Origin of the sequence: Pseudarthrobacter chlorophenolicus (assembly GCF_000962805.1) — a bacterium.
In the GTDB taxonomy this organism is placed as follows: Bacteria; Actinomycetota; Actinomycetes; order Actinomycetales; family Micrococcaceae; genus Arthrobacter; species Arthrobacter chlorophenolicus_A.
In genome coordinates this window covers 26402-39356 of record NZ_JZTW01000023.1, presented here as the reverse complement: position 1 = coordinate 39356, position 12955 = coordinate 26402, and the positions used below count along the sequence as shown (strand labels likewise).

At 67.3% G+C, this 12955-nt stretch carries 8 protein-coding genes; 2 read left to right on the top strand and 6 right to left on the bottom strand.

Annotated elements, in window-relative coordinates; translation table 11 throughout:
• The first annotated feature begins 141 nt into the window (after positions 1–141).
• On the top strand, positions 142–1863 hold the full coding sequence (locus UC32_RS18110; RefSeq protein ID WP_045732571.1) for a serine/threonine-protein kinase: 1722 nt from the start codon (positions 142–144) through the stop codon (positions 1861–1863).
• A gap of 47 nt (positions 1864–1910) precedes the next feature.
• Here UC32_RS18110 and UC32_RS18105 read toward each other — a convergent pair whose 3' ends face one another.
• Positions 1911–2822: a TIGR01777 family oxidoreductase gene (locus UC32_RS18105; RefSeq protein WP_045732570.1), complete on the bottom strand. Its 912-nt coding sequence runs from the start codon at positions 2820–2822 to the stop codon at positions 1911–1913.
• Between the two features lie 73 nt (positions 2823–2895).
• On the opposite strand from UC32_RS18105, the gene UC32_RS18100 reads away from it, so the two are divergent.
• Positions 2896–6450 carry a S41 family peptidase gene (locus UC32_RS18100; RefSeq protein ID WP_045732569.1) on the top strand — a complete coding sequence of 1185 codons (3555 nt, stop codon included), beginning with the start codon at positions 2896–2898 and terminating at the stop codon, positions 6448–6450.
• Positions 6451–6541: 91 nt separating this feature from the next.
• Here UC32_RS18100 and UC32_RS18095 read toward each other — a convergent pair whose 3' ends face one another.
• The 5 genes from UC32_RS18095 to UC32_RS18075 all read right to left on the bottom strand — a co-directional run bounded on the left by UC32_RS18095 (position 6542) and on the right by UC32_RS18075 (position 12726).
• On the bottom strand, positions 6542–6970 hold the full coding sequence (locus tag UC32_RS18095; RefSeq protein WP_015936811.1) for an OsmC family protein: 429 nt from the start codon (positions 6968–6970) through the stop codon (positions 6542–6544).
• 198 nt (positions 6971–7168) lie between these two features.
• Entirely contained in the window at positions 7169–7519 is a 351-nt protein-coding gene (locus tag UC32_RS18090) for a hypothetical protein (protein ID WP_045732568.1), read from the bottom strand.
• A gap of 178 nt (positions 7520–7697) precedes the next feature.
• Complete coding sequence (gene sucB / locus UC32_RS18085) at positions 7698–9452, bottom strand: 2-oxoglutarate dehydrogenase, E2 component, dihydrolipoamide succinyltransferase (RefSeq protein ID WP_045732567.1); 1755 nt, start codon at positions 9450–9452, stop codon at positions 7698–7700.
• A 114-nt stretch (positions 9453–9566) separates the two neighbouring features.
• On the bottom strand, positions 9567–10949 hold the full coding sequence (gene lpdA, locus UC32_RS18080) for a dihydrolipoyl dehydrogenase (protein WP_015936814.1): 1383 nt from the start codon (positions 10947–10949) through the stop codon (positions 9567–9569).
• Between the two features lie 253 nt (positions 10950–11202).
• Complete coding sequence (locus UC32_RS18075) at positions 11203–12726, bottom strand: leucyl aminopeptidase (protein WP_045732566.1); 1524 nt, start codon at positions 12724–12726, stop codon at positions 11203–11205.
• Positions 12727–12955: the final 229 nt, after the last annotated feature.

Below are 12955 nucleotides of genomic sequence, written 5' to 3'. Positions count from 1 at the left end.
GCTTAGACCCCGCAGCGCCGCGGACAGGGTTTAGTGTCTAAGCTCACCAGCGGCCCCGCCTGCGCCCACAATGTGACTGCGGGTCCGTACTGCCTGTGGATAACTTCTGCAGCCGTCAGCCGATTCCGCTAGACATGGGACATGGATGATTTGCACGCTCCCGACGTTCCGGGTTTTGCGGTTGACCGGCTGCTTGGCCGTGGGAGCAGCGCATCTGTCTGGCTTGCCGCCGAGCAGGCGACCGGCAGGAAATACGCCGTCAAGTGCTTCCACCCCGGCTCCGCTGCGTCGCGCGGCCGCCGCTCCACGTCCGAGGATGCGGTGAGAAGGGAAATCCGGATCCTTTCCGTCCTGGACCACCAGCACCTTGTCCGGGCCCACGATGCCGTTGGCCTGCACCCTGGCCCGTCAGGGGAGGCAGAAGGACAAGCCTCGACTGCCCTGATCATGGACTACGCATCCGGTGGCTCCCTGGGCCAGCTTCTTGGCTCGCGCGGCCGGCTCAGTGTGGGCGAAACCGTAACCGTGCTGACCCCCGTCGCCCAGGCGCTGTCCTACCTGCACGGGAAAGGTTTTACGCATGCGGACGTGTCGCCGGGAAATGTGTTGTTCACCGGCCAGGGCAAGCCCATGCTCTCGGACCTTGGAATCGCCCGGATGCTGGGGGATCCCGCAGGAGGAGCGTGCCACGGGACGCCCGGGTTCGTTGATCCCGCCCCGGTGGACGCGGTCCGCGCAGGGCTGCAACCCGAGAGGGACGTCTACGCGGCGGCGGCCCTCGGCTGGTTCTGCCTCACCGGTGCCGCACCGCCGCGCACGGCGGACCGGCCACCGCTGCCGCTCCTGGTTCCAGGGGTTCCCGAGGATCTCGCTGCAGCCCTGGAGTCCGGCCTTAACGAAGACCGCAGGCTCCGTCCCACCGCCGGTGCACTGGCCACCGCTGTCTACCGCAGCGCCGCCCCTGTGCCGGTGGACCTTTCCGCCTCCGTCCATCCCACCGTCATCCCGGAACTCCTGACGCGCAGGCACGTGCCGCCGCCTTCGCCGGGTCGGTTGAAGGAACGGTTCGGCACATTGCGGCGGCGAATGGCGACGCCGCCGCGGTTGACGGCCTTCCCGGCAGCCTCGCTCGAACCCGCCTTCCCCGGACCCGCAGAATCCGGAGAACCGGCACGGCGGAAAGACAACAGTGCTGTGCCGCAGCGTTCCAGGAAGCACGCAGGCGGGGGCCGGGTGGGGGCCCACCGCAGCGCGGCGCCATCTAGAATTCCCTTCCGCCGGACCGTCCTCGTTGTGGGAGCGGCTGCCGGAGCAGCCCTGGTCGTGTGGTTGACCCCTGTGTCCCAGGTGGCCCCGGGTACCCTTCATCCCGCCGGTGACAGCAGGACTCCGGCAGCTTCGACCCCCGCCGAAGACCCTGCCGCGGTCCAGGCCGGCGGCCCCGCTGCGCTGGACGAAGCCAGGGCCCTGGCCTCGTCCGCCCGGCCGGCGGACGCCCTGCGTGGGCTGGCGGCGCTGCGCGACCACGCATTCCGCAGCGGCCAGGTGGGCCTGCTGGCGGAAGTCAACGCCTCCGGATCGCCAGCGGCCGCCGCCGACCATCTGACTGCGGAGAGGCTGTCAGGTTCGGGCAGGGTGCTCTCAGGCTTCATCAGCACCCTCACGGACGTCCGGACCGAACCCGGCCCAACGGACGCGCGCGCAGTTGTCCGGGCCATGGCCGCCACATCAGCATGGGAAGAGAAGGACACCACGGGAACTGTTGCAGCCAGAGGTGCCGCTGCACCCGGCCAGCCCCTGCGCCTGGTCCTGGTTGCAGAGGACGGAAAGTGGCGGATCAGCGAGATCCTCCCCGGCTCCTGACGCCGCGCCGCGCCGCAGCAGCCCGCACTCGGCCCACCCGATCAGCGTCAGGCCAGGTCAGCGGCTTTGTCTTTACCGGCAACCCAGGCGGCCGCCTCCGCCAAACCAGGATGTTCCCAGCGGAAGCCGGCCGCCGACAACACGGCAGGCTCCATCCTTTGGCTGGCCAGCAGCAGTTCTTCGGCCAGGTCGCGCATCAGCAGGCGCAACACCGGTCCCGGAACCCGCAGGACAGCAGGCCGGTGCAGCGCATGGGCCAGTGCCGCCACGATGCTGTTGACGTCAGCCTGTTCGGGGGCGCAAAGGTTAACAGGGCCACTGATGTCGGATTCCTGCAGGAACAGGAAAGCCTGTGACACGTCCGGCAGGGATATCCACGGCCAGAACTGGCGGCCGTCCCCGAACGGCCCGCCGATGCCAAGGCGCAGAAGGGGAAGCAGCCTGCCCAGGGCGCCGCCGGACCGGCTGAGGACAACACCGGTGCGCGGCGTGACAGTCCGCACGCCCGGCGGGGCAGCGGCGGCGGCCTGCTCCCACTCCACGCAAATGCGGGACAGGGTGCCGGACCCGGCAGGGGCATCTTCGCGCAGCACGGTGTATCCCGCGTCGCCGTAATACCCGGAACCGGACTGGCTGATGAAGGTGGGCGGAGGGCTGTCTACCTGCTGCATCGCCCGGACAAGGGTTTCTGTGGACCGGAGCCGTGAACTGAACAACTCTTCAACCCGCTTGCGCGTCCAGGGGCGGTCACCGATTCCGGCGCCGGAAAGATTGACGACGGCGTCCACGCCCTCAAGCGCCCGGGGATCCAGTGCCCCCGCAGCCGGATCCCAGCGGACTTCGGCGGCCGCCTTCGGTTCCCGGCGCACCAGCGACACAACGTCATGCCCGGCTTCCCTGAAGGTGGCGGACATGGACGTGCCTATCATTCCCGAGGCCCCGGACATAAGGATGCGCATGCTCCATCACACCACGGACCCGGCCCCATGGCACCTCCCGCGGCGCCGGGTATGGGATGACTATGATCGAACGATGACCTCTTCGAGCTACTTCCGTTTTCCGCATCTGCACGGCGATCTGGTCACCTTCGTGGCCGAGGATGACGTCTGGATTGCGCCGTTGGACGGGGGCCGCGCCTGGCGTGTCTCCTCCCTCCAGCTGCCCGCCCGCAACCCCCGCTTCACGCCGGACGGCAAGAAGCTGGTGTGGACGGTTGTCCAGGGAACGGCCCCGGAAGTGGTCTCGGCGGACGTCGACGGAGGCGGCTACCGGCAGCTGACCTACTTCGGCCACAGCACCACCCGGGTCAAGGGCTTCACCGCCGGCGGCGCCGTGGTGGTGACCAGCGCGTTCCGTCAGGCAGAAAGCCGCCACACCCATGCGTACAGCGTGCCGCTCGAAGGCGGCTGGGCGGAAGAACTGCCCTTTGGCCCCGTGGAGTCCGTAGCCTTCGGCCCCGAAGTGGGCGATGAACGTCCGGTGGTGGTGGCCAGCGTGCTGTCCCGCGAACCTGCCTGGTGGAAGAGGTACCGGGGCGGCACAGCAGGGAAGCTGTGGATCGATACTGACGGCAACGGCGAATTCGAACGGCTGCTGCCGGATCTCGAAGGAAACTTTGCCGACCCCCTGTGGGTGGGTGGCCGGGTGGCCTTCCTTTCCGACCACGAGGGCTACGGCAACCTCTATTCAGTCCTTCCCAACGGAAAGGACCTGCGCCGGCATACCGACCACGAGGACTTCTACGTTCGCCATGCCGCCACCGACGGAAGCCGGATCATCTTCGAATCGGCCGGTGAACTGTGGGTACTGAAGGACCTTGAATCCGAGGCCGTCCGCCTTGATGTCACCCTCGGGTCCGCTTCCCAGTCCCGCCGTCCCGCGCTCCTGAAGACTTCAAAGCACTTGGGCGCCGTCGTGCCGGATGCCACGGGTTCAGCCAGCGCGGTGGAGGCGCACGGCACCATCCACTGGCTCCGCCACAAGGACGGACCGTCGCGCATCATCGAGGCCACACCCGGCGTGCGTGGCCGCCTTCCACGGCCACTTGGCGACGGCCGCATCGCCTACATTGCTGACCACGGCGGCGTCGAGGCCCTGCATATCAGGGACATCGTGGCAGCCATCGACCACCCGGTGATACCCGCGGGAGCTGCGCCGGCAACACCTTCCGCCGGCGACACGCCTGAGGCAGCAAATCCCGTGGAAGCAGACACCGGTTCAGGCTCGGGGCAGTCCGATGCTGTTTCCTTGCCGCAGCCGGTGCCGGCCGCCGGCGCCGCCGTGCTGGCGGGATCGGCGCAGCCTTCGCCCGTTGTCCTGGCCAGCTCCCGCGCTGGTGGCAGCGACGAACAGCAGCCGGATGTGGCCCCGGAGGAGGGGACAGGCGAGCCCGCTGCACCTGCCGGGACTCCTGCTGCCGCGCAGATCGCCGTTCCGACGCCGTCGCGGGCCAGCGCCCTCGAGGCGAGCCCTGACGGACGGTGGCTGGCGCTGGGGACGTCGTTCGGCGACGTGTACCTCGCTGACACCGCCTCGGGCGAGCTGACCCAGGTAGCCAGCATCGGGGAGGGAACCATTTCCGACCTCGCCTGGTCCGGCGACTCCGCCTGGCTGGTCTGGTCCGAGCCTGTCACCTCGTTCGGCTCCCGCAGCCGGCTGCGGGCCGCCCACATCGCGGCCCCGGATTCCGAGCCCGTGGAGGTTACGGACGGCCGGTTCTGCGACACGTCGCCGGCGTTCACCCCGGACGGGAAGTACCTTGCCTTCCTGTCCAACCGCAGCTTCGACCCGGTCTACGACGGCCACTCTTTCGACCTGTCCTTCCCGAGCCCCATCAAGCCCTACCTCGTAGCCCTCGCGGCCGGTACGCCGTCGCCGTTCGGACCCGACGTGGCGCCCGGGACAGCTGATACAGCCACCGCCGGGACCGATGCCGCTGACGCACAGGCCGGGCCGCCGGCGGTCCGCGCGGATCCCGAAGGCCTGGCCCACCGGGTCATCGGCGTTCCGGTTCCGCAGGGCAACTACACCGGTCTTTCGGCAACCAAGGGTGCGCTTCTCTGGCTTGACGCTGCCCTCTCCGGCGTCACCGGCGACGGCAAGGCCAGCCAGGAGGACAAGGACACCCGTCCCAGCCTGGTGCGGTACGACATTGGGCGCCGCAAGCAGGAAACCCTCGTGGAGTCCCTGGACAGCTACCGGCTCTCCGGCGACCGCACCAAGGCCGTGGTCATTGCCGACAAACAGGTCACCGTGGTTCCGTCAGATGCCAAGGCGGACGAGGAATCCGGCAAGCTGGTCAAGGTGGACCTGGGCCGCATCCGCGTGATGATGGATCCCGTCAGCGTCTGGGGACAGGCTTTTGACGAGGCCTGGCGCCTGCAGCGGGACTTCTTCTGGGCCGAAGACATGGCGGGCCAGGACTGGGAGTCCATGCGCAGCCGGTACCGTCCCCTGGTGGACCGGCTGGGCTCGCACGACGACCTCGTTGACCTGTTGTGGGAGCTGCACGGCGAACTGGGAACGTCGCACGCCTACGTCCGCCCCGCGGCCGTGACAGAGAACGGAAGCCACGGGCAGGGCCGGCTGGGAGCCGATCTGGCCCACACGGCGTCGGGCTGGGAAATCACCCGGATCCTCGCCGGCGAATCATCGGATCCGCTGGCCACCTCACCGCTGAACCGGCCCGGGGTCGACGCGAAAGCCGGCGATATCCTGCTGGCCATCGACGGCGTGCCGCTGGCTGAATCGCTCACGCCCGCCATGCAGCTGGTCGGGGCTGCCGGCCGTGCCGTTGAGCTGACCCTGCTGAACGGTGCCGGGCACGGCGACGCCGCCGGCACCCAGCGCCGCGTCGCCGTCGTTCCCATCAAGGATGAGGAGCGGCTGCGGTACCAGGAATGGGTGGCGTCGAACCGCCGTACCGTCCGGGAAGCCTCGGGAGGCGCCTTTGGCTACCTGCACATCCCGGACATGATGGCCAATGGCTGGGCCCAGCTGCACCGGGACCTGGACACCGAGACCGCGCTGGACGGGCTGATCGTGGATGTGCGGCGCAACCGCGGCGGACACACCTCGCAGCTGGTGGCCGAACTGATTGGCCGCAAGGTAACGGGTTGGAGCATGCCGCGCGGGGAAAAGCCGCGCACCTACCCCCACCACGCACCGAGGGGACCGGTGATCATCCTCGCGGACGAGTTCGCGGGCTCCGATGGCGACATCATCACCCAGGTGTCAAAGCTGCGGGGAATCGGCCCGGTCATCGGGACGCGGACCTGGGGCGGCGTGGTTGGCATCGATAACCGCTTCGCCCTGGCTGACGGGACGGGCGTCACCCAGCCGCGCTACGCCAACTGGTTCGGCGGCGGCGTCGGCTGGAGCGTGGAGAACTACGGCGTGGACCCGGACATCGAAGTGACCTTCCCGCCGCATGCTTACGCCGCCGGCCGCGATCCGCAGCTGGAGTACGGCATCGGCGCGCTCAAGGAAATGGTCCAGGAACTGCCCACGGACCGTCCTCCGCTTCGTGAAGGCTACCGCCGGCTGCGTCCCGCGCCGCTCCCTGCAAGGAGCCAGGCCAAGGCGTAGCCCGCCGGTCAGCTGCCTGCAGACTGACACGCAAAAGGCCCTGTTCCCACCGGACGAACCGGCAGGAACAGGGCCTTTAGCTTTAAGCGGGTCAGGAAGCGAGAGTAGCGTCCAGGCTGATCTCAATACCGGCCAGCGCCTGCGATACGGGGCAGCCCTTCTTGGCTGCCTCGGCGATGCGCTGGAAGTCCTCCTCGGAAATGCCGGGGATGCGGGCATTCAGCGTCAGGTGGCTGCCGGTAATGCCGGTGCCCGGCTGGAAGCCCACCTCCGCCTTGGTGTTGACTTCTTCGGGGGTGAAACCGGCCTGGCTGAGTTCGTGGCTGAAAGCCATCGAGAAACATGCCGAGTGTGCCGCTGCGATGAGTTCCTCGGGGCTGGTCTTGCCCTCGGCCGCCTCGGTGCGGGCCTTCCAGGTGACATCGAACGTGCCCAGGCCTGAGCTGTCCAGGGTGGTGTTGCCGGAGCCCTCGGTCAGGCTGCCCGTCCATACCGTGTGCGCGTTGCGTGTTGTAGCCATGTCACTCCTCAACGTTGATTCGATCCGGGCACCGGCATCCGCCGCAGCCCGCCGTTTTCCATCCTAGGGATTTGGCAGCACCGGTGCACAGGTTGTCCGCTGAGAGAGGATTGTGACCGGCCCGTGCAACGCACGACGGCGGCGCTCCCGCACAGGGGGAGCGCCGCCGTCGTGAGTGGCCTGCGGAGCGTGGAGCGGCTACCGCCAGAGCGTCGCGATGGCGACGTTCAGCAGTGCCAGGCCGCCCACGCTGTGGGCCAGGCCGATGGAGACCGGTTCGCCCTTCTTGAATTTGCGGCTGCCGATGAAGGCCAGGACGGCAACAACCAGTGCAATGACGAGCTTGATGCCCAGCTTGGCGTAGTTGGCGTCCATGTCCAAGGCAGGGATCAGGCCCATCATCGCCACACCGGTGAGGAGCTGCAGGGCAGCACCATCGAACTGGCGCGGGTGGACGGTGGGCTTCTTCATCTGCCCGATCCAGATGCCGACGATCATGGCGGCGCCGACGATGTGCAGGAAGACCATGATGTTGTAAACGATGTTCATGGCATCAGTCTATCCAGATTCTTCTACGCTCTGTAGTAACCGAATCGCGCGTCCCGCCGCAGCGCGTTCCGGCCACCGCATCGTTGGCACGGCGCAGGTTAAATGCCGCGGCGGCCGGCCGGACTTCCAGTCGATCACCACTGGCAGCCGGACAGCCGCCGGGGACTGCGTACCGGGTTTAGAGGCCCAGGTCCGCTTCGAAGGCGCCCTCTTCGAGGCGTGCCTTCAGGGTCTGGAGGAACCGGCCGGCGTCAGCGCCGTCCACCAGGCGGTGGTCGTACGTCAGCGACAGGTACATCATGGAGCGGATAGCGATCGAGTCGTCACCGTTTTCGTCAGCGACCACTACGGGACGCTTGACAATGGCACCGGTACCCAGGATGCCAACCTGCGGCTGGTTGATGATCGGGGTGTCGAACAGGGCGCCCACCGAACCGATGTTGGTGATGCTGAACGTGCCGCCGGACAGCTCGTCCGGGCCGATCTTTCCGTCGCGGGTCCTCGAGGCAACATCGGCAATCTTGCCGGCGAGGCCGGCCAGGTTCAGGTTGCCGGCGTCGGAGATGACCGGAACCAGGAGGCCCTTGTCGGTGTCGACGGCGATCGCCAGGTGTTCGGCGTTGTGGTACGTGATTTCCTGCTTGTCCTCGTCGTAGGCAGCGTTGAGCTTGGGGTGCTGCTTGAGGGCCTCGGCCACGGCCTTGGCAATGAACGGCAGGAAGGTCAGCTTGGTGCCGTTCTGGGCCTGGAACGAGTTCTTGGCCTTGAGGCGGAGCTTGGCAACCTTGGTCATGTCCACTTCGTGGACCTGCGTCAGCTGCGTGGAAACCTCGAGGGATTCGCGCATGCGGCGTGCGATGACCTGGCGGATGCGCGGAGCCTTCTGGGTGGTGCCGCGCAGCGAGGAAACCTGGCCGTTGCCGGCTGCCGGTGCGGATGCGGCCGGCGCTGCAGCGGGAGCTGCTGCCGGTGCGGCCTGCGCCTCGGCGGCGGCAATGACATCCTGCTTGCGGATGCGGCCGCCGACGCCGGTGCCGGACAGCGAGGAGATGTCCACGCCGTGCTGGTTGGCCAGCTTACGGACCAGGGGAGTGACGTAGCCGGACTCGGAGCCTGCTGCTGCGGAGGTTTCAGCCTTGGGGGCTTCGGTGGCCGGGGCGGCCTTAAGTGCTTCAGCCTTCGGGGCTTCCTGCTTGGGTGCTTCCGGTGCGGGGGCGGCCTTGGGTGCTTCAGCCTTCGGGGCTTCCTGCTTGGGTGCTTCCGGTGCGGGAGCGGCCTTGGGTGCTTCAGCCGGTGCCGCCGCAGCGCCCGAACCGATGACGGCCAGGACGGAACCGACCTCTGCGGTCTCGTCCTCGTTCACGCGGATTTCCTGCAGGGTGCCGGCAACGGGGGACGGGATCTCGGTGTCAACCTTGTCCGTGGAAACCTCGAGCAGCGGCTCGTCGACCTCAACGGTGTCGCCCACGGCCTTCAGCCAGCGGGTGACGGTTCCTTCGGTAACGCTCTCGCCTAACGCGGGGAGGGTGACTTCGTGGCCTTCGCCACCACCGGCAGCAGGTGCTTCGGCGGCAGGAGCGGCCGGTGCTTCCTCTGCGGGTGCGGCGGGTGCTTCCTGGGCGGGTTCAGCCGCGGGTGCCTCTTCTGCGGGTGCAGCGGCGGGCGCTTCTTCGGCGGGTGCGGAACCGCCGCCGGAGCCGTCACCGATGCGGACCAGGGGTGCGCCGACCTCTGCGGTCTCGTCCTCGGCGACCAGGATTTCCTCAATCACGCCAGCGACAGGAGAGGGGATTTCGGTGTCGACTTTGTCGGTGGAGACCTCGAGCAGCGGCTCGTCCATCTCTACCCGGTCACCTACCTGCTTCAGCCAGCGGGTGACGGTTCCTTCGGTGACACTCTCACCGAGGGCGGGCAAGTTAACGGATTCAGACATGTCGTCCCCGTTCTCCTTATTGATCTTTAGTGCGAATGATTGCTGCCTTGTTGGAAGCCTAGTGCACCCGGTCTGCGTGACCGGGTGCACCGGGCTCGGTAATGCTGTGGGATATCAGCCGTGAAGAGGCTTGCCGGCCAAAGCCAGGTGGGCCTCGCCCAGGGATTCGTTCTGCGTGGGGTGTGCGTGCAGCAGCTGTGCCACATCTTCCGGGTACGCTTCCCAGTTCACGATCAGCTGGGCTTCGCCAACCTGCTCGCCCATGCGGGCACCGATCATGTGGACGCCCACCACGGGGCCGTCCTTCTGGCGGACCAGCTTCACCAGGCCGGAGGTGCCCAGGATGGAGCTCTTGCCGTTGCCGGCCAGGTTGTATTCCTGGGTCTGGACCTGGTCGTCGCCGAACTTTTCCTTGGCAGCCTTCTCGGTGTAGCCAACAGTGGCGATCTCGGGCTCGGAGTAGGTGACCTTGGGGATGTTGATGTCCTCAACGATCACGGGCTTCAAGCCGGCGATCTCCTCGGCCACGAAGATGCCCTGCTGGTAGCCGCGGTGGGCCAGCTGGACGCCGGGGACGATGTCGCCCACGGCGTAGATGTTGCCGACGCCGGTGTGCAGGCGCTCGTTGGTGATCACGAAGCCGCGGTCGATGGTGATGCCTGCGTCCTCGTAGCCCAGGTTGGCGGTGACGGGTCCGCGGCCGACGGCGACCAGGAGGAGGTCGGCTTCGAACGTCTTGCCGTCCACCAGGGTGACCTTGACGCCGTCGGCGTTCTGCTCAACGCCCTGGAAGAACACGCCGGTTGAGAACTTGATGCCGCGCTTCTTGAAGGCGCGCTCGAAGTTCTTGATGATGGTGGCGTCCTCGTTGGGGACCAGGGAGGGCAGGCCTTCCACGATGGTGACGTCCACGCCGAAGGACTTCCAGACCGACGCGAATTCGACGCCGATGACGCCGCCGCCCAGAATGATGGCGCTCTTGGGAATGGAGTCCATGGTGAGGGCCTGGTCGGAGGTGATGACCTTGCCGCCGATTTCCAGGCCGGGCAGGGTGCGGGAGTAGGAACCCGTGGCCAGGATGATGTTCTTGCCCTTGTAGGCGGTGCCGTTGACCACTACCGTGTCGGTGCCCTGGAGCTTGCCTTCACCTTCGATGACGGTGATGCCCTTGGACTTGATGAGGCCCTGGAGGCCCTTGTACTTGCCGGCGATGATGCCGTCCTTGTACGCGTTGACGGCGGTCATGTCGATGCTGTCAAGGGTGACGTTCACGCCGTACTTGGCGGAGTCGCGGGCGTGGTCGGCCAGTTCGGCAGAGTGGAGCAGGGCCTTGGTGGGGATGCAGCCGTTGTGGAGGCAGGTGCCGCCCAGCTTGGCTTTCTCCACGAGGCCGACGGTGAGGCCGAGCTGTACTGCCCGGAGCGCCGCAGCGTACCCGCCGCTGCCGCCACCGAGTACCAGGATGTCGAATTCTTGCGCAGTTGCCTGATCGGCCACTTAAACGCTCCCTCGCGTGAACGATGACGCGTTCTGCGCGCATCATCTGGTCTTGGAATTGCACTGCCGTGATTATGTCAGCAGGTCAGTTCTCTTGCATTTGTGACTACCGTGGTTCACCTTAGCGAACCACCCATCCATGCTCCACCTTGGCGCAGCGTTTGTGGAGCGCTTGTGTCCAGTGTCACGCGGCCCTGTGGCACAGGGATCACCCGTAGCGCAGGGCCGCGTGCACCGTTGCCGCGCCGCAGAGTCAGGCTGCGGCCAGGATGTCCTCGACGTAGGCGACGAGGGTACGGACCGTGCAGCCGGTGCCCTGCTTGTGCGTGTAGCCGTACGGGCTGCCGTTGTTGAAGGACGGGCCGGCGATATCAATGTGCGCCCAGGGGATCTGCTCGCCCTGCTTGTCCTTACCCACGAATTCACGCAGGAACACGGCAGCGGTCATCATTCCGCCGTGGCGTTCGCCGATGTTGGCCAGGTCCGCCACCTGGGAATCCAGGGTGGGGCGCAGTTCCTCGGGCAGCGGCATGGGCCACACCAGTTCGCCGGCACGGTCGGCAGCGGACTTGAGGGCTCCGGTGACGCTGTCCGAGCCCATGACGCCCGCGGTGCGGTTGCCCAGGGCGATGAGCTGCGCACCCGTGAGGGTTGCGACGTCGATGATGGCGTCCGGGTATTCGCGGCTGGCTGCAACGATTCCGTCGGCCATGACCAGGCGTCCTTCGGCATCCGTGTTGAGCACTTCCACCGTTTTGCCGCCGAACATGGTCAGGACATCGGCGGGACGGGAAGCGGCGCCGGACGGCATGTTCTCGGCGATGCAGAGCCACGCGGTGGCCTTGACCGGCAGGCCCAGTCCGGCGAGGGCCAGGACAGTGTTAAGTACGACGGCGGCTCCGGCCATGTCGCTCTTCATGTCGCCCATGCCCAGGGCCGGCTTGATGGAGATGCCGCCGGTGTCGAACGTGATGCCCTTGCCTACGAGTGCGATGCTGGATGCAGCCTTGGCGGGGGAGTATTCCACCTTGACCAGGCGCGGCTGGCGCGTGGAGCCCTTGCCGACGCCCATGATGCCGCCGAAGCCCTCCTTTTCGAGGCGCTTCTCGTCCCAGACCGTCACCTTGACGGGCAGGCCCTTGGCGAGGTCCTTGGCTGCTTCGGCGAATGACTCCGGGTACAGGTGGCTGGGCGGGGTGTTGACCAGGGAACGCGTGGCGTTGACGGCCTTGGCCACCAAACCCGCACGCTTCAGTGCAGTGCCGAGGTCCTTCTGCTCCACCACGTCGGTGAAAATCAGTGCGTTTCGCACCGGATCCTTGAGCCCGTCCTTGGCCGACCGGAACTCGGTGAAGGAGTACGCGCCCAGCGCCGCACCCTCGGCGACGGCCTCGACGTCGGCCACTGACGCCGTCGGGAACGCCAGCGCCACCGTTGCCAGCCCGGCCAGCTGGCGGACCGCGGAACCGGCGGCCCGGCGGAGCGATTCTGCGGCGAGCGGCTTGCCCGCCTGCACCTTGCCCACGCCCGCCAGCACCAGGATGCCCGCGCCGGTTTCGGACAGGCCGGGCAGCCGGACCACCTGGTCTGCCGCACCGGTGATGCCCAGCGCCTTGAGCGAGTCGGCCAGTGCCTCAGCCGACTTCGCCGTCAGGGGGTTCTCCAGCAGGACCGGCCCGTCAGTTCCCTGCCCCACCCCGATGACCACGGCGTCGCTGGGGCTCTTCTTCAGGTCCCGGGAGACGGTACTAAGGTTGATTTCAGTATTCTTGACCACAGGGATGAGTCCTCAATTCTCGAAAAGATCGGGCGGGGATGCATGTTCGGCTCCCGCCATGGTGGCCCGGAGGCGGCCGTTCCGGACGCGGCCCGGGCGAAAGCAGGCCCGGCTGGCAGGCCAGTTCCGATCGTAGCCCTTCGCCGCCGCGGCGGGAGAATTTCCTGAGATGTGCACCACACGGTGCGGCGGAATGCCGCGGCCCAACTCTGCGTTATGCCTGATGACC